This is a genomic window from Mycobacterium sp. DHQP2018-32-09 (assembly GCF_058148405.1).
Genome location: NZ_JBYVYK010000018.1, coordinates 1 through 21,436 on the forward strand (window position 1 = coordinate 1; position 21,436 = coordinate 21,436).

General features: G+C 70.2%; 22 protein-coding genes. 12 read left to right on the forward strand and 10 right to left on the reverse strand.

The features are described 5' to 3' along the window. The 5 genes from secD to AC30CM_RS10920 all read left to right on the forward strand — a co-directional run. Positions 1-1,248, forward strand: a 1,248-nt coding sequence (secD, locus tag AC30CM_RS10900; protein ID WP_490116882.1) for a protein translocase subunit SecD, incomplete at its 5' end; no start/stop codon positions are given. Between the two features lie 3 nt (positions 1,249-1,251). Continuing rightward, positions 1,252-2,538 (forward strand): protein translocase subunit SecF, encoded by a 1,287-nt coding sequence (secF, locus tag AC30CM_RS10905; protein WP_490116883.1) that lies wholly within the window; start codon positions 1,252-1,254, stop codon positions 2,536-2,538. A gap of 4 nt (positions 2,539-2,542) precedes the next feature. Then, entirely contained in the window at positions 2,543-4,189 is a 1,647-nt protein-coding gene (locus AC30CM_RS10910) for an ABC transporter substrate-binding protein (RefSeq protein ID WP_490116884.1), read from the forward strand. Then, positions 4,186-4,710, forward strand: coding sequence for an adenine phosphoribosyltransferase (locus AC30CM_RS10915; protein WP_490116885.1), 525 nt, complete (start codon positions 4,186-4,188; stop codon positions 4,708-4,710). The genes AC30CM_RS10910 and AC30CM_RS10915 overlap by 4 nt, the downstream gene beginning before the upstream one ends. A gap of 169 nt (positions 4,711-4,879) precedes the next feature. Continuing rightward, a complete protein-coding gene (locus tag AC30CM_RS10920) occupies positions 4,880-7,180 on the forward strand; it encodes a RelA/SpoT family protein (protein WP_490116963.1) in 2,301 nt (766 codons plus the stop codon). Here the strand turns inward: AC30CM_RS10920 and AC30CM_RS10925 are convergent. Further along, positions 7,156-8,346 (reverse strand): MFS transporter, encoded by a 1,191-nt coding sequence (locus AC30CM_RS10925; protein WP_490116964.1) that lies wholly within the window; start codon positions 8,344-8,346, stop codon positions 7,156-7,158. The genes AC30CM_RS10920 and AC30CM_RS10925 overlap by 25 nt on opposite strands. 118 nt (positions 8,347-8,464) lie before the next feature. On the opposite strand from AC30CM_RS10925, the gene AC30CM_RS10930 reads away from it, so the two are divergent. Beyond that, positions 8,465-8,779 carry an ArsR/SmtB family transcription factor gene (locus AC30CM_RS10930; protein ID WP_490116886.1) on the forward strand — a complete coding sequence of 105 codons (315 nt, stop codon included), beginning with the start codon at positions 8,465-8,467 and terminating at the stop codon, positions 8,777-8,779. Positions 8,780-8,804: 25 nt separating this feature from the next. Here AC30CM_RS10930 and AC30CM_RS10935 read toward each other — a convergent pair whose 3' ends face one another. Then, a complete protein-coding gene (locus AC30CM_RS10935) occupies positions 8,805-9,785 on the reverse strand; it encodes a peptidylprolyl isomerase (protein WP_490116887.1) in 981 nt (326 codons plus the stop codon). Positions 9,786-9,807: 22 nt separating this feature from the next. Then, a complete protein-coding gene (locus AC30CM_RS10940; protein ID WP_490116888.1) occupies positions 9,808-10,698 on the reverse strand; it encodes a peptidylprolyl isomerase in 891 nt (296 codons plus the stop codon). 109 nt (positions 10,699-10,807) lie between these two features. Here AC30CM_RS10940 and AC30CM_RS10945 point away from each other — a divergent pair, with 109 nt between their 5' ends. Then, a complete protein-coding gene (locus AC30CM_RS10945) occupies positions 10,808-11,470 on the forward strand; it encodes an MBL fold metallo-hydrolase (protein ID WP_490116889.1) in 663 nt (220 codons plus the stop codon). Continuing rightward, positions 11,467-12,738, forward strand: coding sequence for a histidine--tRNA ligase (gene hisS / locus AC30CM_RS10950; RefSeq protein ID WP_490116890.1), 1,272 nt, complete (start codon positions 11,467-11,469; stop codon positions 12,736-12,738). Before AC30CM_RS10945 ends, hisS begins: the two co-directional genes overlap by 4 nt. Positions 12,739-12,745: 7 nt before the next feature. Here the strand turns inward: hisS and AC30CM_RS10955 are convergent, their stop codons facing one another. Both AC30CM_RS10955 and AC30CM_RS10960 read right to left on the reverse strand, forming a co-directional pair. Then, complete coding sequence (locus AC30CM_RS10955) at positions 12,746-13,279, reverse strand: cytochrome b (RefSeq protein WP_490116891.1); 534 nt, start codon at positions 13,277-13,279, stop codon at positions 12,746-12,748. Further along, positions 13,276-14,352, reverse strand: a complete 1,077-nt coding sequence (locus AC30CM_RS10960) for a catalase family peroxidase (protein ID WP_490116892.1) — start codon at positions 14,350-14,352, stop codon at positions 13,276-13,278. Before AC30CM_RS10960 ends, AC30CM_RS10955 begins: the two co-directional genes overlap by 4 nt. Positions 14,353-14,425: 73 nt before the next feature. Here AC30CM_RS10960 and dtd point away from each other — a divergent pair, with 73 nt between their 5' ends. After that, on the forward strand, positions 14,426-14,857 hold the full coding sequence (gene dtd / locus AC30CM_RS10965) for a D-aminoacyl-tRNA deacylase (protein ID WP_490116893.1): 432 nt from the start codon (positions 14,426-14,428) through the stop codon (positions 14,855-14,857). Between the two features lie 9 nt (positions 14,858-14,866). On the opposite strand, the gene urtE is transcribed toward dtd, so the two are convergent. From urtE to urtA, 5 genes are read right to left on the reverse strand one after another with little or no spacing between them, the layout of a single operon-like run. Beyond that, the gene (gene urtE, locus AC30CM_RS10970) at positions 14,867-15,559 is read right to left on the reverse strand and encodes an urea ABC transporter ATP-binding subunit UrtE (RefSeq protein WP_490116894.1); all 693 of its coding nucleotides are present in this window, start codon (positions 15,557-15,559) and stop codon (positions 14,867-14,869) included. Continuing rightward, the gene (gene urtD / locus AC30CM_RS10975) at positions 15,559-16,335 is read right to left on the reverse strand and encodes an urea ABC transporter ATP-binding protein UrtD (protein ID WP_490116965.1); all 777 of its coding nucleotides are present in this window, start codon (positions 16,333-16,335) and stop codon (positions 15,559-15,561) included. Before urtD ends, urtE begins: the two co-directional genes overlap by 1 nt. A gap of 44 nt (positions 16,336-16,379) precedes the next feature. After that, a complete protein-coding gene (gene urtC, locus AC30CM_RS10980; protein WP_490116895.1) occupies positions 16,380-17,534 on the reverse strand; it encodes an urea ABC transporter permease subunit UrtC in 1,155 nt (384 codons plus the stop codon). Then, positions 17,531-18,415, reverse strand: a complete 885-nt coding sequence (gene urtB, locus AC30CM_RS10985) for an urea ABC transporter permease subunit UrtB (protein WP_490116896.1) — start codon at positions 18,413-18,415, stop codon at positions 17,531-17,533. Before urtB ends, urtC begins: the two co-directional genes overlap by 4 nt. Before the next feature lie 30 nt (positions 18,416-18,445). Next, the gene (gene urtA / locus AC30CM_RS10990) at positions 18,446-19,711 is read right to left on the reverse strand and encodes an urea ABC transporter substrate-binding protein (RefSeq protein ID WP_490116897.1); all 1,266 of its coding nucleotides are present in this window, start codon (positions 19,709-19,711) and stop codon (positions 18,446-18,448) included. Positions 19,712-19,965: 254 nt separating this feature from the next. Here urtA and AC30CM_RS10995 point away from each other — a divergent pair, with 254 nt between their 5' ends. Genes AC30CM_RS10995 through AC30CM_RS11005 form a run of 3 tightly spaced genes read left to right on the forward strand, consistent with a single transcriptional unit; the run spans position 19,966 to position 21,430 of the window. After that, complete coding sequence (locus AC30CM_RS10995) at positions 19,966-20,403, forward strand: hypothetical protein (RefSeq protein WP_490116898.1); 438 nt, start codon at positions 19,966-19,968, stop codon at positions 20,401-20,403. A gap of 42 nt (positions 20,404-20,445) precedes the next feature. Then, positions 20,446-21,105, forward strand: a complete 660-nt coding sequence (locus AC30CM_RS11000) for an AzlC family ABC transporter permease (RefSeq protein ID WP_490116966.1) — start codon at positions 20,446-20,448, stop codon at positions 21,103-21,105. Continuing rightward, positions 21,098-21,430: a branched-chain amino acid transporter permease gene (locus AC30CM_RS11005; protein WP_490116899.1), complete on the forward strand. Its 333-nt coding sequence runs from the start codon at positions 21,098-21,100 to the stop codon at positions 21,428-21,430. The genes AC30CM_RS11000 and AC30CM_RS11005 overlap by 8 nt, the downstream gene beginning before the upstream one ends. Positions 21,431-21,436: the final 6 nt, after the last annotated feature.

The window sequence follows — 21,436 nt, forward strand, 5'->3', positions numbered from 1 at the left end:
GCGCCCGAGCCCACTCCGGCACCCACCCCGGCACCCAGCCCGACGCCGGGCGCCCCGGCTCCCGCGCCGGGTCAGACGCCCGCTCCCGGCCAGCCGCCGGCCCCGGGCGCCCCACCCGCCAACGCCGATCCACGCGCCCAGCTGGCGCAGCGGATCAAGGACGAGAAGGCGCTGCGTCAGAGCGCCGATCAGCAGATCCAGATGCTGGCGCTGCAGTTCCAGGCGACCCGCTGCAACGACGAGGACGTCCTCGCCGGCAACGACGATCCGAACCTGCCGCTGGTCACCTGCTCCACCGACCACAAGACCGTCTATCTGCTGGACAAGTCGATCATCAGCGGCGAGCAGATCGAGAACGCCACGTCGGGGCTGGATTCCCAGCGCGGCGAGTACGTCGTCGACCTGCAGTTCAAGGGTGACGCGGCGAAGGTGTGGGCCGACTTCACCGCTGCCAACGTGGGCACGCAGACCGCGTTCACGCTGGACTCACAGGTGGTCAGCGCGCCGCAGATCAACGAGCCCATCCCGGGCGGGCGTACGCAGATCACGGGCCAGTTCAACGCCGACAGCGCCAAGGAATTGGCCAACGTGCTGAAGTACGGCTCGCTGCCGCTGTCGTTCGAGTCGTCGGAGGCCGAGACGGTCTCGGCGACGCTGGGTCTGACGTCGCTGCGGGCCGGGCTCATCGCAGGCGCCGTCGGCCTGGGCCTGGTGCTGCTGTACTCCCTGATCTACTACCGCGTGCTCGGCCTGTTGACGGCGCTGTCGCTGGTGGCGTCCGGCGCCATGGTGTTCGCGATCCTGGTGCTGCTGGGCCGCTACATCAACTACACGCTGGACCTGGCCGGCATCGCCGGTCTGATCATCGGCATCGGCACCACCGCCGACTCGTTCGTCGTGTTCTTCGAACGCATCAAGGACGAGATCCGCGAGGGCAGGTCGTTCCGGTCGGCCGTGCCGCGAGGCTGGGCCCGTGCCCGCAAGACCATCCTGTCCGGCAACGCCGTGACGTTCCTGGCCGCCGCGGTGCTCTACGTGCTCGCCGTGGGCCAGGTGAAGGGCTTCGCGTTCACGCTCGGCCTCACCACGATCCTCGACGTCGTCGTGGTCTTCCTGGTCACGTGGCCGCTGGTGTACCTGTCCTCGAAGTCCACGATGCTGGCGAAGCCGGGCCTCAACGGTCTGGGCGCCGTCCAGCAGATCGCCCGCGAACGACGCGCCGCCGCCGCGTCGGCAGGATCGAGGTAACGCATGGCCAAGCACGACAAGCAGGACACGAGCGACGTCGAACTCGAGGACGACGCGACCGTCGACGCCGTGTCGACCGGCTCCGAGTTGGGTACGGGCCCGTCCGGCCCGCAGCACGGCTTCTTCGTCCGGCTGTACACCGGCACCGGCGCCTTCGACGTCATCGGCAAGCGCAAGCTCTGGTACGGGATCAGCGGCGTCATCGTCGCGATCTGCCTCGGCAGCATGATCCTGCGTGGGTTCACCTTCGGCATCGACTTCGAAGGCGGCACCAAGATGTCGCTGCCCGCTCAGGGTGTCGGGGGACCGGTGTCGACGTCGCAGGTCGAGGACGTGTTCGCCAACACCATCGGCCGCGCACCGGAGTCGGTGGTGATCGTCGGCACCGGCAACACCGCCACCGTGCAGATCCGTTCGGAGGCACTCGACAACGACCAGACCGAGCAGCTGCGCTCGGCGCTGTTCGACGCATTCCAGCCCAAGGGTCCCGACGGCCAGCCCAGCAGGCAGGCCATCAGCGACTCCGCGGTGTCGGAGACCTGGGGCGGCCAGATCACGCAGAAGGCGTTGATCGCGCTCGGCGTCTTCCTGGTGCTCGCGGCCATCTACATCACGCTGCGCTACGAGCGCTACATGGCCATCGCCGCGCTGGCGACCGTGGTGTTCGACCTGGTGGTCACGGCCGGCGTGTACTCGCTGGTGGGCTTCGAGGTCACCCCGGCAACCGTGATCGGCCTGCTGACGATCCTGGGCTTCTCCCTCTATGACACGGTGATCGTGTTCGACAAGGTGGAGGAGAACACCCACGGCTTCGAGCACACGACGCGTCGCACGTTCGCCGAACAGGCGAACCTGGCCATCAACCAGACCTTCATGCGCTCGATCAACACCAGCTTGATCTCGGTGCTGCCGATCATCGCGCTGATGGTGATCGCGGTGTGGATGCTCGGCGTGGGCACACTGCAGGACCTGGCGCTGGTCCAGCTCGTCGGCGTCGTGGTGGGTACCTACTCGTCGATCTACTTCGCCACGCCGCTGCTGGTGTCGATGCGCGAGCGCACCGAGCTGGTGCGCAACCACACGCGGCGCGTGCTGAACCGGCGCAAGAACGCCGCGGCCAAGGCCGCTGCGGCGGGCTCGGCGACCGTCGACGGCGGCACCGCCGACGAGGTGGGCGCCGCCGAACCGGTCACGGTCTCGGCGGCCACCCCCGCCGTACCCGCCCCCGACAAGCCGCAACCGGGAGCCAAGCCGACCCGGCCGTCGGGTAAGCGCAACACCAGGCGGTAGACCAGTGCAGCCATGGTCTCGGCGTGCCGCGATCCTGGCGGCCACGCTCGCCGTCGTCGGTGCGTCGGTGTCGTGCTCCAGCCACGCCGACGCGATCGACTACGTCGTCGACGGGCCACTGTCGACCTACAACACCAACACGGTGGTCGGAGCGGCCTCGGGCGGGCCGCAGGCGTTCGCCCGCGTGCTCACGGGGTTCACCTATCGCGGTCCCGACGGGCAGATCGTGGGCGATCGCGACTTCGGCTCGGTCTCGGTGGTGGGGCGCACCCCGCAGGTGCTCGACTACCAGATCGACGATGCCGCGGTGTACTCCGACGGCAAGCCGGTCACGTGCGACGACATGGTGCTGGCGTGGGCGGCGCAGTCGGGGCGGTTCCCCGCGTTCGACGCCGCCAGCCGGGCCGGTTACGCCGACGTCGCGACCGTCGACTGCGTGCCCGGCGCCAAGCGCGCCCGGGTGACGTTCGCGCAGGATCGGGCGTTCGTGGACTACGGCCAGCTGTTCGCGGCCACGTCGCTGATGCCCTCGCACGTGCTCGCCGACGAACTCGGGCTGGGCGACGGCGGCGTCACGACCGCGCTGCAGACCGGTGACCCGGCGGCCGTCGGGCGGATCGCCGCCGCCTGGAATCAGACGTGGGACCTGAAGCCGGGGGTCGACGTGAAGAAGTTCCCGTCGTCGGGGCCCTACAAGCTCGACTCGGTGGGCGACGACGGCTCGGTGGTGCTGGCGGCCAACGACAAGTGGTGGGGTGCACCGCCGGTGACGCCGCGCATCACGGTGTGGCCGCGCTCGGCCGACATCCAGGATCGGGTGAACGACGGCTTCTACGACGTCATCGACGTCGCAGCGGGGTCGTCGGGGACGCTGACGCTGTCGAACGACTACCGGCGCAGCGAGAGTCCGTCGGCGGGCATCGAGCAGGTGATCTTCGGTGCCCAGGGGCCGCTGGCCGATCCAGCGGCGCGGCGTGCGCTGGCGTTCTGCACGCCGCGCGACGTCATCGCACGCAATGCGAACCTCTCCATCGCCAACAGTCGCCTCAACCCAGTGGCCGACGACTCCATCACCGCGGCCGAGAACTCGGGTGCCGGCGACCAGTTCGTCACCGCGAACCCCGCCGCCGCCCGGGACGCCGTCGCGGGCCGACCGCTGACGGTGCGGATCGGCTACCAGAGCCCCAATGCGCGGCTGGCGGCCATCGTCGGCACCATCGCGACGTCCTGTCAGGCCGCGGGCATCACGGTCACCGACGCCGGTGGCGACACGGTGGGTCCCCAGACGTTGCGCGACGGTCAGGTCGACGCGCTGCTCGCCAGCACCGGGGGCGCGGCGGGCAGCGGGTCCACGGGATCCTCGGCGATGGACGCCTACGACCTGCACGCCGGCAACGGCAACAACCTGTCCGGCTACGCCAACGAGCAGGTCGACGGCATCATCGCCACGCTGGCCGTGACGTCCGATCCGAAGGAGGCCGCGCGCCTGCTCGGCGAGGGCAGCCGCGTGCTGTGGGACGGCATGCCGACGCTGCCGCTTTACCGTCAGCAGCGCATGCTGGTGACCTCGACGAAGATGGACGCCGTGAGCAGCAATCCGACTCGATGGGGAGCAGGCTGGAACATGGACCGCTGGGTGCGCAAGTCGTGACCGACGTCGCAGGGGTGATCTCCGGGCTGATCCGGGAGGTGCCCGACTTCCCGGAACCGGGGGTCCAGTTCAAGGACCTGACGCCGGTGCTGGCCGACGCCGCCGGGTTGGCCGCCGTGACGGGGGCGCTCGCGGCCGTCGCCGACGGGTCCGACCTGATCGCGGGCATCGATGCGCGCGGCTTCCTGCTGGGTGCCGCGGTGGCCACGTCCTTGGGCACGGGGGTGCTGGCGGTCCGCAAGGGCGGCAAGCTGCCGCCGCCGGTGTTCGGCGAGTCCTACGTGCTGGAGTACGGCACCGCCACGCTGGAGATCCCGGCCGAGGGCATCGACCTGACGGGCCGTCGCGTGCTGATCATCGACGACGTCCTGGCCACGGGCGGGACGCTGGCCGCGGCGCGGCGACTGCTGTCGCGTGCGGGCGCCGACGTGGTGGGTGCGGCGGTGGTCCTGGAACTGCCGGCGCTGGGCGGGCGCGACGTGGTGGCGCCGCTGCCGGTCACGAGTCTGTCGGTGATCTGAGGGACTATCCTCGAACATCACGCCGGCCTCGAGTCTCGTGCCGGCTGAGCCGGCGGCCGACGCCGGTGGACGGGAGGTACGCGCTGTGGCCCTCGACGATGCGCGCCTGGAACCTCGCACCGACGAGCGGGTGGATCAGGGCCCGGATGCACTGACCCAGACCCAGCCCATGCCGGTCGTGCCCGCCGATGCCGTCGAGGCGCCCAAGTCGACGAGTGCCTCGCGTCGGGTACGCGCTCGGCTGGCCCGCCGGATGACGGCACAGCGCAGTGCGATCAACCCGGTGCTGGAGCCGCTGGTGGCGGTGCACCGGGAGTTCTATCCGAAGGCCAATCTCACCCTGCTGCAGCGCAGTTACGAGGTCGCCGAGGAGCGGCACGCCGATCAGTTGCGCCGTTCCGGGGACCCCTACATCACCCACCCGTTGGCCGTGGCGAACATCCTCGCCGAACTCGGCATGGACACCACGACGCTGATCGCGGCGCTGCTGCACGACACCGTGGAGGACACCGGCTACACGCTGGAGGCGCTGACGGCGGAGTTCGGCGCCGAGGTGGGCCACCTCGTGGACGGGGTGACCAAGCTCGACAAGGTGGCGCTGGGGTCCGCGGCCGAGGGCGAGACCATCCGCAAGATGATCATCGCGATGGCGCGCGATCCGCGCGTGCTGGTGATCAAGGTCGCCGACCGCCTGCACAACATGCGCACGATGCGGTTCCTGCCGCCGGAGAAGCAGGCCCGCAAGGCCCGAGAGACGCTGGAAGTCATTGCCCCACTGGCCCATCGGCTCGGTATGGCCACCGTGAAGTGGGAACTCGAAGACCTGTCGTTCGCGATCCTGCATCCCAAGAAGTACGAGGAGATCGTGCGGCTGGTGGCCGATCGGGCGCCGTCGCGGGACACCTACCTGGCGAAGGTGCGCGCGCAGATCGTCGCGTCGTTGACCAGTTCGAAGATCAACGCCGTGGTGGAGGGCAGACCCAAGCACTACTGGTCGATCTACCAGAAGATGATCGTCAAGGGCCGCGACTTCGACGACATCCACGACCTGGTGGGCGTGCGCATCCTGTGCGACGAGATCAGGGACTGTTACGCCGCCGTCGGCGTGGTGCACTCGCTGTGGCAGCCCATGGCCGGCCGGTTCAAGGACTACATCGCGCAGCCGCGGTACGGCGTCTACCAGTCGCTGCACACCACGGTCATCGGACCGGAGGGCAAGCCGCTGGAGGTGCAGATCCGCACGCAGGGGATGCACAAGACCGCCGAGTTCGGCATCGCCGCGCACTGGCGGTACAAGGAGGCCAAGGGCCGCAACGGATTGCCCGCGGGTCACACCGCCGCCGAGATCGACGACATGGCGTGGATGCGGCAGTTGCTCGACTGGCAGCGGGAGGCCGCCGATCCCGGGGAGTTCCTCGAGTCGTTGCGCTACGACCTCGCGGTGCAGGAGATCTTCGTCTTCACGCCGAAGGGCGACGTGATCACGCTGCCCACCGGGTCGACGCCGGTCGACTTCGCGTACGCGGTACACACCGAGGTCGGTCACCGCTGCATCGGCGCCCGCGTGAACGGTCGGTTGGTGGCGCTGGAGCGCAAGCTCGAGAACGGCGAGGCCGTCGAGGTGTTCACCTCCAAGGCCCCCAATGCCGGACCGTCACGCGACTGGCAGTCGTTCGTGGTGTCGCCGCGGGCCAAGGCGAAGATCCGGCAGTGGTTCGCCAAGGAGCGGCGCGAGGAGGCGTTGGAGTCCGGCAAGGACGCCATCGCCAAGGAAGTGCGCCGCGGTGGACTTCCGTTGCAGCGCTTGATGAACGCCGAGTCCATGGCATCGCTGGCGCGTGAGCTGCACTACGCCGACGTCTCGGCGCTCTACACCGCCGTCGGCGAGGGGCACGTGTCGGCGCGCCACGTGGTGCAGCGGCTGGTGGCGCTGTTCGGCGGGGAGGCCGAGGCCGAGGACGAGATCGCCGAGCGGTCCACGCCGGCGACCATGCCCGTACGCCAGCGCACCAGCGACGACGTGGGCGTGGCGGTTCCCGGGGCGTCGGGCGTGCTGACCAAGCTGGCGAAGTGCTGCACGCCGGTCCCCGGGGACAACATCATGGGCTTCGTCACGCGCGGCGGTGGCGTGAGCGTGCACCGCACCGACTGCACCAACGCCGAGTCGCTCAAGCAGCAGTCGGAGCGCATCATCGAGGTGAAGTGGGCGCCGTCGCCGTCGTCGGTGTTCCTGGTGGCGATCCAGGTCGAGGCACTCGACCGGCACCGGTTGCTGTCCGACGTCACCAGGGTGCTGGCCGACGAGAAGGTCAACATCCTGTCGGCGTCGGTGACGACGTCGAACGACCGCGTGGCGATCAGCCGGTTCACGTTCGAGATGGGTGACCCCAAGCACCTGGGGCACGTGCTCAACGTGGTGCGCAACGTGGAGGGCGTGTACGACGTCTATCGCGTGACGTCCGCGGCGTAGCGGCGCGTGCTCAGCGCGCCGATCGCTGCGGCGAGCAGGCAGGCCGCCGCGACCGCGCCGGCGAACCACGGCCACACCGAGCCCAGTGCCCAGCGCGTGGCGGCCCAGCCTGCCACGACGGTCGGCACGGCCATCGCGGTGTAGGCCAGCAGGTAGAAGGCCGACATCGTCTCGCCGCGGCGGTCGGCGGGCACGACGTGGGACAGGTGCCGTAGCGAGCCGCCGAAACCCAGCCCGAAGGTCGCGCCCAGCAGGGCGGCGGCGGCGAGCACCAGGTGCCATTGGTGGGTTGCCAGTGCGGGGACGGTGACGGCGAGGGCGATCGCCATGCCGACGTCGCCGATGATGGCGGCGCGGTGGGCGGGCACGCGGGTGGCGAGCAGTTGGGCGACGGCTGCGGCGAACGCGGTGACTGCGACGACGCCGCCGCCGAAGACCAGATTGTGGACGCCGGTGCGTTGGGCGGCCAGTGAGGGGTACAGCGAGAGCAGGACGCCCAGGACCGACCACGACGCCATGGCGCCCAGGGCCGAGAACCAGAAGTCGCTGCGGATCTGACGAGGCACCGCCGGCCTGGCGATGCGGATGGGTCCGCCGGTGCGGGTGGGGTGCGGCTCGCGCAGGGCGAGGACGCCGACGCCGATGGCGGCGCAGGCCACGGCGACCACGGCGTAGGGGGTGCGCATGGGGTGGGGTGCGTACTGCGCGAGCAGGGCCGAGCCGAGGATGGCGACGGTCATGCCGACGTTGAACGCGACGCCGCTGAGTTGGCCGGAACGTGCGCCGTGTTCGGGTCGGAGGTCCAGCAGGGCTGCGGCACCGGCGACGACGATGGAGCCCACGGCGGCGCCGTGGATGGCCCGCGCGACGATCAGCAGCGCCATGTCGTCGGCGACGAGGAAGACGCCGAGGCCGACGATCATGGCGACGAGGGCGCCCAGGAGTACGGGCTTGCGGCCGACGACGTCCGAGATGCGGCCGGCCACCAGGACGGCGCCGAGTGCGGCGACGGCGTAGACGGCGAAGACGATCGTGGTCGCCAGCGGCGAGAGATGCCACACCTCTTCGTACATGTGGTAGAGCGGGGCGGGCAGGCCGGAGACGCCGAGGGCGACTCCGGAGAGCACGAGCAACAGTGAGTAGGCCCAGCGCTGGGAGCCCTGCATCCGAGGCGTGGTGGTGACCACCGACACGGTGTCCTCCCGAGTTTGACGAACGTCGAACCCGCTCGAGAGTACGCTGGGGTTCGATGACCATCAAACCCTTTGTGGTCGACGGCACGACGTGAGTGCCGAGGAGACCACCCCCGTGGCGGGGCTGCAGCAGATCTTGGCGGCCCTGGCGGACCCCGTGCGCCTGGAGATGGTGCGGCGGCTCGGCAATGCGGGCGTGCCGACCCCGTGTGCGCGGCTGTACGACGGCATCAACAAGTCGACGGCCACGCACCACTTCAAGACGCTGCGGGAGGCCGGTCTGCTGGAACGCCTGGTGCTCGGCGGGCAGATCCACCAGAGGTTGCGCACCGCCGACGTCGAGGCCGCCGCGCCCGGCCTGCTCGACGCCGTCATCGCCACGGCGAACCGGGACGCTGCGCGCTAGCTAGCCCGACGGCCGCAGCGCTCCGTCAGCCCGCCCGCACCGTCTCGATGGTCAGGTCCCGCCGGGGCGCGCCGTCGCGCACTCCCTCGGAGCCGTCGCGCACCCCCTCGGCGGCGATGCGCTCGACGATGGCCAGCCCCGGCGCGTCGATGGTGCCGAATGCCGTGTACGTGGGGGGCAGCGCCGAGTCCGCGTACACCAGCAGGAACTGGCTGCCGTTGGTGCCCGGGCCCACGTTGGCCATCGCCAGCGTGCCCCGCGGGTACCGGACGGGTTGGGTGAGGGCCGGATCCGAGAGCCGGTACTGGTTGGTGGGGTATTCGTTGGGGAACCGGTAGCCCGGTCCGCCCGTGCCGGTGCCGCTCGGATCGCCGCACTGCAGCAGGCCGAGCACCGGCGACGTCGCCAGCCGGTGGCAGCGGGTGCCGTCGTAGAAACCCTGCCGTGCCAGGCTGGTGAAGCTGTTCACCGTGCACGGCGCCTTGGCGTTGTCGAGCCTCAGGCCGACGACGCCGGCGTCGGTGTCGAGCTGGGCGGCGATGGTGGCCGGGGTGGTGGGGGTGCGGCCCGCGGGCGGCGGTGCCACGGGCCGGGTCGCGGGCTCGGCGGTGGCGGGGTACTGGCAGTTCGAGCCGAGCGTCGCGGGCGCGCGGAACGGCGGCAGCGTCGTGGTGGAGAGCTGCGTGACGGGCCCGTCGGGCGTCGTCGGCGCCCAGCCTCGGACGTCGCCGAAGCGGACCGCCAACGCGACCAGGACCACCAGCGCGGCGACGGCGAGCATCGCCGTCGCCGTCAGCACGTAGCCGATGACGAGCCCGGCGACGGCCAACCCGCGGCCCTGTTCACCGGTGCGCTTGAGCTGTGCCAGCGAGACGTGGCCGAAGACGATGCCCAGGGGCGCGCAAACGAACGCGCACACCAGGGCGGCGATGGCCATGCCGTTGGTGCGCGCGCCTGCCGGCGGCGACGCGTACGGCGGTGGCAGTGGCGGTGGCGGAACCGTCATCGGGACGCGCCCGTGCGGATCATCAGTCCAACATCAGCTGCTTGATCTGCACCGGGTTGGCGGGCTTGCCGTCGCCACCGCCGCCCTCGACGCCGGCCGCGGCGATCTTGTCGAGCGTGTCGAGACCGGTCTTGTCGACGGTGCCGAACACCGTGTAGCCGGGGGGGAGCTGTGAGTCCTTGTACACCAGGAAGAACTGGCTGCCGTTGGTGCCGGGTCCGGCGTTGGCCATCGCCAGCGTGCCGCGCGGGTAGATCACGGGCGACTGCAGCGCCGGATCGTCGGGGCGGTACTGGTTGGTGGGGTACTCGTTGGCGAATTCGTAGCCCGGGCCCCCGGTTCCGGTGCCGGTGGGATCGCCGCACTGCAGCACCGACAAGCTCCCGGTGGTGAGACGGTGGCACGGGGTGTTGTTGAAGTACCCCTGCTGCGCCAGGCTGGCGAAGCTGTTGACGGTGCAGGGGGCCTTGGCGTTGTCGAGCTGCAGGCCCAGATTGCCCTGCGTCGTCTCCATGCTCGCACTGACCATGGCCGGGTCGGTGGGCACCTTGCCGCTGCGCGGTGGGTTGACCTTGCGGCTGGCCTCCTTGGCCGCCGGGTACTGGCAGTTGGCGCCCAGGTCGGCCGGTGCGGCAAACGCCGGCAGCGCAGGCGTGCCGTCGGGCGCGGTCGCGCCGGGTGCCGCGCTGGTGGTCGACTCCGACCCCGACCCCGACGCCGCCGCGGTCGTGTCGCCGGAATCCTTGGTGAAGAAGACGACGCCCGCGACGATCGCCGCGATCACGACGACGGCACCCGCGACGCCCCCGCCGATGGCGAGCATGCGGTTGCGCTTGGCGCGCGCCGCCCGGCGCTCGAGTTGACGTTCGAGCTTGCGCTTGGCCGTGGCCCGGCGTTGTTCGTTGGTCGGCACCGCCGCTGTCCTCCTGAAGAATCCCGGTCAGTTCGGCACCGAGTGTGCCAGCAGATGCTGAGCGTGGGTGCTGCGACCCGCGCGAGCGCGGGGTGGGAAACTGGTCGCCGTGTTGGTCACGGGGTTCCCGGCTGGGTGGTTGCAATGCAACTGCTACGTGCTCGCGCCCGCCCAGGGCGGCGACGCCATCGTGGTCGACCCGGGGCAGAAGGCCATGCCGCGACTGCGCAAGATCCTCGACGAGCACCGGCTGACGCCGGCTGCCGTGCTGCTCACCCACGGTCACATCGATCACATGTGGTCGGCGCAGAAGGTGGGCGACACCTACGGCTGCCCGGTGTTCGTGCATCCCGAGGACCGGGCGATGCTCACCGATCCCATCAAGGGCATGGGTCCGCGGCTGGCGCAGCTGGCGGTGGGCACGCTGTTCTCCGAGCCGCGGCAGGTGGTCGAATTGGAGCGCGACGGCGGCAAGCTGGACCTCGCCGGCATGACCGTCACCGTGGACCACACGCCGGGGCACACGGCGGGGTCGGTGGTGTACCGCCTGGATCAGGGGCCCGCGCAGTTGGCCCTCACCGGGGACACGCTGTTCAAACAGTCGATCGGCCGCACCGACCTGCTGGGCGGCAGCGGTCGCGCGCTGCTGGGCTCCATCGTCGACAAACTGTTGGTGCTCGACGACTCCACCGTGGTACTACCTGGTCACGGTCCCAAGACCACCATCGGCGACGAGCGTCGGTGCAACCCATTCCTCGAAGGTCTGTCGTGAGTGACTTCCAGGCGCCCAAGGGCGTCCCCGATTACCTGCCCCCCGACTCCGCGGCGTTCGTCGCGGTGCGCGACGGTCTGCTCGGTGCCGCGCGGCGGGCGGGCTACGGCGACGTCGAGTTGCCCATCTTCGAGGACACGGCGCTGTTCGCGCGCGGCGTGGGGGAGTCCACCGACGTGGTCTCCAAGGAGATGTACACGTTCGCCGATCGCGGCGAGCGCTCGGTGACGTTGCGCCCCGAGGGCACCGCGGGCGTGATGCGGGCGGTGATCGAGCACGGCATCGACCGGGGCGCGCTGCCGGCGAAGCTCTGTTACTCGGGGCCGTTCTTCCGGTACGAACGCCCCCAGGCCGGTCGTTACCGGCAACTGCAGCAGGTGGGGGTCGAGGCCATCGGCGTCGACGACCCGGCGCTCGACGCCGAGGTGATCGCGGTGGCCGACGCCGGCTTCCGCGGGCTGGGGCTCGACGGATTCCGTCTGGAGATCACGTCGCTGGGTGACGACACGTGTCGCCCCCAGTACCGGGAGTTGCTACAGGCCTTCCTGTTCGGCCTCGACCTCGACGAGGACACCCGGCGGCGCGCCGAGATCAACCCGCTGCGCGTCCTGGACGACAAGCGCCCGCACGTGCGGGAGATGACTGCCGACGCCCCGCTCATGCTGGATCATCTCTCGGACACCGCGCGTGGCCACTTCGACGCCGTCCTGGGTTATCTGGACGCCCTCGGCGTGCCGTACGTGGTGAACCCGCGGATGGTCCGCGGCCTGGATTACTACACGAAGACGACGTTCGAGTTCGTGCACGACGGGTTGGGTGCCCAGTCGGGCATCGGCGGTGGGGGCCGCTACGACGGGCTGATGCGCCAGCTCGGGGGGCGCGATCTGTCGGGCATCGGCTTCGGGCTCGGCGTCGACCGCACGTTGCTGGCGTTGCGGGCCGAGGGCAAGTCGGTCGGCGTGACCAGCGCCGTGGACGTGTTCGCGGTGCCGCTCGGCGCCGCCGCCAAGCTGGAGTTGGTGAAGCTGGTTGCCGCCCTGCGCGCGGCCGGCGTGCGTGCCGACCTGGCCTACGGTGACCGCGGGATGAAGGGCGCGATGAAGGCGGCCGACCGCTCTGGTGCCGCGGTGGCGCTGATCGCCGGTGACCGTGACGTCGAGGCGGGCACCGTGGGTGTCAAGGATCTGACTACGGGAGAGCAGGTCGACGTGCCCGCTGCGCAGGTGGTCGACACCGTCGTCACCACCGTGCGCGCCAAGCTCGGCTGAGCAGACGTCAGGTTCGGTTGCGCCCGAACAGCATTCGCGAGGCCATGCGGTCGCGCAGCGTGACGGTGTGCAGCAGCACCATGCTGACGTGCACGGCGATCGCCGCGACCAGCAGGTAGGCCGCCACCGAATGTGCTTGGCGCAGCACGAAGAACACGTCGGCGTCGAACGGGGCGATCCGCGGCAACGCGAACCCGCCGAAGACGACCGCGGGCCTGCCGCCTGCGGACACCATGGCCCATCCGATCAGCGGCTGGGCCAGCAGCAGGGCGTACATGCCCAGCTCGGAGTAGTGGATGAGCTTGCCTTCGACCCTGCCGACGGTCGGTGGCCAGTTCGGCAGCGCGGCGGTGAAGCGGTTCACCAGGCGCACCACCATGACCACCAGCACGGTGATGCCGATGGTCATGTGGACGCCGACCAGGGCGCCGTAGGACCCCAGGGAGTTGACCATCGTGAAGCCGATGAGCAGCGCGGCGACGACCAGGATGGCGGTCAGCCAGTGCAGGATTCGGGAGCGGACCGGGAAGCGCTCGGTCACGATGCCACCTCGTCGACCTGGATCGCCGACGGCGACTTCGGCTCGCCGGTGCGGGCGCGGTAGGACGCCGCGTAGACGGCCGAGCGTGCGCTCAGGAGGGGATCGGCCGACGGCTCGATGCCGTCGGGCAGGGTCAGCGGATCGAAGTTGACGTCGCGGGCATTGCCCGCGCGCTCGGTCTCGGCCGCCTCGAGTGTCAGCACGCCCGCCTCGACGACCCGGCGGTCGGCGGGCCAGGGCACGGTGGGGTCGATGGTGTCGTCGGCCGTGCCGACGACGAAGCGCAGATCCCACTGCAGCGGCTGGGTTCGGATTTGCCGGACGAGTGCGTCGAACAGCGCGTCGCGGCCGGTTCCGGCGGGCAGCGCCCGCTGGCGCGGGACGAACGACCAGCGCACGGGGGTGCGGGTGCCGGAGCCCGACACCAGGTAGAACACGTTGAGTCCTGAGAACGTGCTGTCGGCGAAGCCGGGGGTGGGCGGCTGCGCCGAGAGGATCGCCGTGGCCGCCTTGCTCGCCGGGTACTTGGCCAGGAAGGCTGCCATGGCGTCAGGATCCGGCTTGCCGGTGGCCGGATCGGGCTTGGACGCCTGCAGCTGGTCGAAGAACGCGTCCGGCGAGTTGACCGGGAACACCGGCAGATTCACCATCGCAGTCCGCCACTGGTGCCTCCCGGCGAAGCCGATCGCCAGGCCCAGCCCGCGCACCACGCCGGGCGCGTCGGTCGCCGTCGGGTTGCCGCCGCCCAGCGAGAAGCGGCCGATCACGGGTTGTGTGCCCTCGGCGAGGACCGCGGCGGCCGACAGCTCGGCGGCCGCACCGGTGCTCTTGAACCGGCCGGTCACCGCCACGCCCTTGGCATGGTTGCGCCGGAACCCGGGATGGTTGCCGAAGATGCTCTGGAAGCGGTCGATGAACGCCTCTCGGGTGAGGTGCCTGCGGCCGATCCAGTCGTTGGCGTAGGCGACGGCGCCGAGATCGACGGCGAGGAACGCCGTAACGGCGGCAGCGCCTGCGAGGACGGAGCGGCGGGTGACGGCGGCGCGAGGGCGCTGCGGTGGGGGCTGGTCCACGTCTGTCAGATATACCCCCGACGGCTGCGGCGCGCGACTTTTGGGTGCCCGCCGCTGTGGCAAACTCGACCGCGTGCGAGTTCTGGTGCAGCGCGTGCGGGGCGCCTCGGTGACGGTGGACGGCCGTACGGTCGGAGCCATCGAGCCGACGGCCCAGGGGTTGCTCGCGTTGGTCGGCGTGACGCACTCCGATGACGCGGGCGTGGCGCGGCGCATGGCCGAGAAGCTGTGGCGGCTGCGCATTCTCGACGCCGAACGCAGTGCCGCGGACGCGGCGGCCCCCATCCTGGCGGTCAGCCAGTTCACGCTGTATGCCGATACCGCCAAGGGGCGCAGGCCGTCGTGGAACGCGGCCGCGCCCGGCGCGGTGGCCGAACCGCTGGTCGAGGAGTTCGTCGCAGCGTTGCGCGCACAGGGGGCACACGTTCAGACGGGGATCTTCGGCGCGGACATGCAGGTGAGCCTGACCAATGACGGACCGGTGACGGTCCTGTTGGAGTCGTGAGGCGCGGCCCTAGATGGTCATGGCCGCGCGCACGTCGGCCTCCGACGCGGACCCGCCGGCGCCGCTTGACGTGATGCGGCCGGCTTCCAGGACGTAGTAGCGCTGCGCGGATTCGAGCGCGAATCCGATGTGCTGCTCGACCAGCAGCACGCCGAGACCGCCGCGTCCGACCAGCGCCGTGATGGCGGCCTCGATCTCGGCGACCACCGACGGTTGGATGCCCTCGGTGGGCTCGTCGAGGATGAGGCACCTGGGCGAGGTGATGAGGGCGCGGGCGATGGCGAGCTGTTGCCGCTGGCCCCCCGAGAGCAGACCGGCGCGTCGCGTGAGCAGTTCCTTGAGCGCGGGGAACAGGTCGAGCTGCTCGTCGATGAGGTCCTTGCCGCGCGCACGTCCGTCGGCCACCACCTGCAGGTTCTCGAACGTGGTCAACTGCGGGAACGACTGCTGGCCCTGGGGGACGTAGGCGATGCCACGCGCCACCCGCGCGCTGGGCCGCAGCTTGGTCACGTCGGCGCCGTCGAACCGCACGGTGCCGGCCGTGCACTTCAGCAGGCCGACGGCGGCGCGCAGCAGCGTGGTCTTGCCTGCGCCGTTGTGGCCCATGATGGCCGCCACGCCGTCGGACGGCACCTGGAGGCTGACGCCGTGGATCACCTCGGCGCGCCCGTAACCGGTGCGCAGGTCCGAGATCTCGAGCATCACGCCTCCTCGCGTAGTTCGTCCGGTACGTCGGACGTGCCTGCGGCGGCGGTGCCGAGATACACCTCCTGGACGCGTTCGTTGGCCTGCACCTCGGCGACGGTGCCCTCGGCGATGACCTGGCCGCGGGCCAGCACGGTCACCGAGGTGGCGAAGGCCCGCATGAAGTCCATGTCGTGCTCGACCACGACGACGGTGCGTTCGGTTCCGATGAGCCGCAACAACTCTCCGGTCTGTTCGCGCTCCTCGTGGCTCATGCCTGCGACGGGCTCGTCGAGCAGCAGCACGTCGGCGTTCTGCACCAGCAGCATGCCGATCTCGAGCCACTGCTTCTGGCCGTGGGCGAGCACGCCCGCGGGTCGGTCGGCGAGAGCGCTCAGGCCGGTGATCTCGAGCGCCTCCTCGATGGCCGCGGGCACGCCGGGGCGTCTGCGCAGCATGGTCCACACGGATCGTCCGGCGCCCGCGGCGATGTCGAGGTTCTGCAGCACGCTCAGCTGCTCGAACACGCTGGCGGTCTGGAACGTGCGGCCCACGCCGAGCCGGGCGATCTGGTGCACCTTCTTGCCCAACAGTTCGACACCGGACTTGTTCACCGATCCGGTGGCGGGCACCAGCCCGGTGATCGCGTCGATGACGGTGGTCTTGCCCGCCCCGTTGGGGCCGATGAGGAAGCGCAGGTCGCCCTGGAACAGGGTGAGGTCCACCCCGCCCACCGCGGTGAAGCCGTCGAATTGCACGGTGAGACCGCGGACTTCGAGGTACTGCGTGCCCATGCCGACGTTGCCGCCTGCCACCGGGCCGTGCTGGGTCGTGTCGGTCACGTGCGGGCTCCGGCGGTCTGGGTCTCGACACCGGGATCGGGGTCGGGATCGGGATCGGGGTCGGGGACCGATGCGGCGACCGGCCCGGACGCGGCCCGTGGCCGTCGGCGACGGAACACCACGCTCAACCCCGCGAGGCCGGCGGGGAAGAAACCCACCACGACGACGAACAGCAGCCCCTGGGCGTAGGTCCACTCCGACGGAAAGCGTTCGGAGAACAGTGTTTGCGCCCAGGCCACGCCGATGGCGCCGAGGATGGGACCCAGCAGCGTGGTGCGCCCGCCGATGGCAACGCCGATGAGGAACGCGATCGAGGGCAGGATGCCCACCTGCGACGGGGCGATGAAGCCGACGATGGGGGTGAACAGGGCGCCACCGATGCTCGCGAACAGCGCCGCCACGGTGTAGGCGACCACCTTGACGTTGGCGGGGTCGTAGCCGAGGAAGCGGACGCGCTCCTCGCCGTCGCGCACCGCGACCAGCAGCTCGCCGTAGCGGCTGTGCATCAGCTGCCGTGCGATGGCCACGACGACGAGCAGGACGCCCGCGGCGATGAAGAACAGCATCTGCTTGTTCACCGGATCCTTGAGCGCGAATCCGAAGAACGTGCGGAAGTTGGTGAGGCCGTTGCTGCCCCCCAGGCCGGTCTGCCCGATCAGCAGGATGGCCAGCGCCGCGGCGAGGGCTTGGGACAGGATGGCGAAGTAGGCGCCCTTGACCCGTCGCTTGAACACGCCGAACCCGAGCAGGGCGGCGATGCCGGTGGGCAGTACCACGATGGCCGCGCACGTCACGAAAGGCGAGGCGAACGGCTCCCAGTAGGAGGGGAGTTCGCGCACGCCGGCGATCTGCATGAAATCCGGCACCGCCTGTTTGGCCAGCGCGGCGTCGGCGATCTTGAGGTGCATGCCCATGAGGTAGCCGCCGATGCCGAAGAACACGCCCTGGCCCAGGACGAGCATTCCGCCACGGCCCCATGCCAATCCGATGCCGACGGCGACGATGGCGAAGCACAGGAACTTGGCCAGCAGGTTCAGGCGGAAGTCCGACAGCACGGCGGGCGCCACCGCGAACAGCGCCACCGCGGCGGCGCCGAATCCGACCCACGTCTGCCAGCGGCCCACCAGGCCGGAAGATCTGGTGCGCGTCATGCCAAGCTCCTGGTCCTCACGGTGAACAGGCCCTGCGGGCGCACCTGCAGGAAGAACACGATGATCACGAACAGCACCACCTTGGCCAGCGAGGCGGTGGTGTTGTATTCGATGAAGGCGTTGCAGAACCCGATGCCCAGTGCGGCGATCACGGTGCCCTTGATCTGGCCCAGTCCGCCCACCACGACCACCAGGAACGCGTCGATGAGGTAGCTCTGCCCGGTGGTGGGGCTGGTGGACCCGATGAGCGTCAACGCCACACCCGCGATCCCGGCGAGCCCGGAGCCCAGGAAGAACGTGGTGACGTCGGTCGTGCGGGACGAGATGCCGCTGGTTTCGGCGAGGTCGCGGTTCTGCACGACCGCGCGGATGCGACGGCCCATGGGGCTGGCCTTGAGCGCGGTGGCCAGGGCGACCACGCACGCCGCGGCCAACACCAGGATGAAGATGCGCGTCTTGGGCACGACGGCACCGAACATCTCGACGCCTCCACCCAGCCACGACGGTGCGACGACGTTGACGGCGGGCGCACCGAACACGTCCCGCGCCACCTGCTGGAGGATGAGGCCCAGGCCGAAGGTCACCAGCAGGGTGTCCAGGGGGCGGTGGTACATCCGGCGGATCAACGTGGTCTCGAGCAGTACGCCCATCAGGCCGCCGACCACGAACCCGATGAGCAGCGAGACCAGCAGCGCGACACCGGTGTTCGCGATCACCTGCTGGGTGACGTACGCGGTGTAACAGCCCGCCATGATGAACTCGCCGTGGGCCATGTTGATGACGCCCATCTGCCCGAACGTCAGGGACAGGCCCAGTGCGGCCAGCAACAGGATCGAGCCCAGGCTCAAACCCGTTGCCAGCTGCCCGATGAGGACGTCCATTGCGTCGTCGACCTCCCGTCGCGAGCCGGGTCAGCCCGACAGGCCCGCGGCCCAGGGGTAGGACTTGAGGTAGGGGTCCGGCTGGATCGGGCCCGGCGACTGCCAGATGGTGTAGATCAGGCCGTCGGGCCGGATCTCGCCGATGCGCGCGGTCTTGGTGATGTGGTGGTTCTCACCGTCGATGGTGACCAGGCCCTCGGGGGCGTCGAACGTGACCCCGCCTGCGTTGTCTTGAATGGCCTTGACGTCGAACGACTTCGCCTTCTCCACGGTGTTCTTCCACAGGTACACCGACGTGTAGGCGGCCTCCATCGGGTCCGACGTCGGCTTGTTGGCGCCGTAGGCCTTCTTGTAGGCGGCGACGAACTTGGCGTTGACGGGGTTGTCGACCGTCTCGTAGTAGTTCCAGGCCGTGAGCTGGCCGGTGACGTTCTGCACGCCGATGCCGCCGATCTCCTCCTCGGCGATCGAGACCGACACCACGGGCATCTCGTCCGGGGTGAGGCCGACGTTGCGGTACTCCCGGAAGAACGCGACGTTGGAGTCGCCGTTGAGCGTGTTGAACACGGCGTCGGCGCCGGCGGTGCGCACCTTGTTGACGATGGTGGAGAAGTCCGTGGATCCCAGCGGCGTGTAGTCCTCGCCCTTGATCTCGATGCCGTTGGCGGCGGCGTAGGCCTTGATGATGCGGTTGGCGGTCTGCGGGAACACGTAGTCGCTGCCGACGAGGTAGAGCGACCTGACGCCCTTCTCCTTGAGGTAGTCCAGGGCAGGGACGATCTGCTGGTTGGTGGTGGCGCCGGTGTAGAAGATGTTCTTGCTGGACTCCAGGCCCTCGTACTGCACCGGGTAGTACAGCAGCGCGTCGTTGCTCTCGAACACCGGCAGCATGGCCTTGCGGCTCGATGAGGTCCAGCCGCCGAACACCGCGGCCACGCAGTCGCTGCTGATCAGCTTCTCGGCCTTCTCGGCGAAGACCGTGGGCTCCGACGCGCCGTCCTCGCCCACGATCTGGATCTGCTTGCCCAGCACGCCGCCGGCACCGTTGATCTCGTCGACGGCGAGCTTGATCGCGTCCCGCACGGTGACCTCGGAGATGGCCATGGTGCCCGACAGCGAGTTCAGGGAGCCGACCTTGACCGTGGGCCCGGAGGTGTCCACGCACGACTGGGCGTTGGTGGCGTCGGTCTCGGTGGCCTTGCTGCCGCAGCCCGCCAGGACCAGCGCGGTGGTGGCCAGCAGGCTCGTCACGACGAAGGCCCCCCGGCCGCGCCGAGCGTGCGTGAATCGTCCCATGGAATACCTCTCGTCGTACCGAAAAGAGCCGTCCCCGAGTGCCTTTCGGGGCGCATCAACCGATGGCGGCGCCGGGTTGGGCACCGGGTCGAGCGTCGTCTCGGGACGTTAGAGAGGCTTTGTTTCCAGGCGATGTCTGGGCGTCACGATCAGATTAAGGAGCCGTTGGCCCGGCGTTCGGCCACCCGCTGCCCGGGTGGGCGGGCGCCCCGGCGCGCCGTAACGATCCGGTAGCGTCCGGCGATGTGACGATCATGCGAACCGAACGAGCAAGGGTCATGGCGGCGCTGGGCGCCGCAGTCGTGATGTCGTCCGCGGCGCTCGGCGCCGGCGTGGGGACGGGGATCGCCTCGGCGGAGCCGGCAGGCCAGCAGGTGCGATACACGGTCACGGTGACGGACCCGTCGGACGTCGAACTGTTCTACCTGGTGAATCAGCCGCCGAGCATGGACGCCTACAACGCCGATCCCTACGCCTTCGTCAAGCGGGAGACCGTGCCGCTGGCACCGGGGCAGCCGTGGGTCTTCGAGACCGCGCTGGCCGACCCGCAGTGGGCCATCCTCTCGGTGAGCAGCACCACCCACGGTGGCCGTGCGGCCCCCAACCCGCACTGCGACATCGCCGTCGACGGCCAGGTCGCCGTGCAGCAGGACGCGCCCTACAACCCGCGGTGCCAGCTGACGAAGTGGTGATCCGCCGACCCTAGGATCTCCTGGGTGACGCGACGCGACGGGATGCCGGCGGTCGCCGCCCCCGTAGGTCTCGGCCTGTTCTCCCTGGGGGTGGCCTTCGGTCTGGTGGTGGTGCACGCCGGGCTGTCGTGGTGGTGGGCGACGGTGTTCACCGCCGTGGTCTACGCGGGCTCGCTGGAGTTCCTGTTGGTGGGCATGGCGGTCGCGGCGACGCCGCTGCCGCTGGTCGCCGCGACCACGCTCATCGTGAACCTGCGGCACGTGTTCTATGCCCTGTCGTTCCCCCTCGACCGCGTCGACGGCAGGCTGGCCAAGGCCTACGCCACGTTCGCGCTCACCGACGAGGCATACGCGGTCACCGCCGTGGCGCCGCGCGCCTGGTCCTCGCGCGCCATCGTGGGCATCCAGGTGCTGTTCCAGGTGGCCTGGGTGGCCGGTGGCACGGTCGGCGCGCTGGCCGGGTCGGTGCTGCCCATCGAGCGGGTCCACGGCGTGGACTTCGCGTTGACGGCACTGTTCGTGGTGCTGGCCATCGACGCCTATCGGGCCCGCCCCGAGCCCTGGTTCGCCGGCTGCGCGGCCGGCTGCGCGGTGTTGGCGGCCGTCGTCGTGCCCGGCGCGATGCTGCCCGCGGCGTTCGCGGCGTACACCGCGATCCTGCTCGGAAGGCTCGCCGCCCGGCGGGGTCGTGCCGATGGCTGACACCGGTCACGTGGCCGCGCTGGTGGTGGTCGGTGCGGCCATCACGTGGGCCCTGCGGGCGTTGCCGTTCGCGGTGCTCGCACCCATGCGACGGTCGCCTGCGGTGCGCTATCTCGGCCTGCACATGCCGCTCGGCATCATGGTCGTGCTGGCGATCTACACGTTGCGCGAGATCCCCGGCAGCGGCGCCGTGCCGCGCTGGGCGGCGGTGGCGGCGCTGGCCGTGACCGTCGGGGTGCACCTGTGGCGCCGCAGCGCGCTGCTGTCCATCGTGGCGGGCACGCTCACCAACGTCGTGGTCCTGACGCTGGCCGCCGCGCCTTGACAGAAC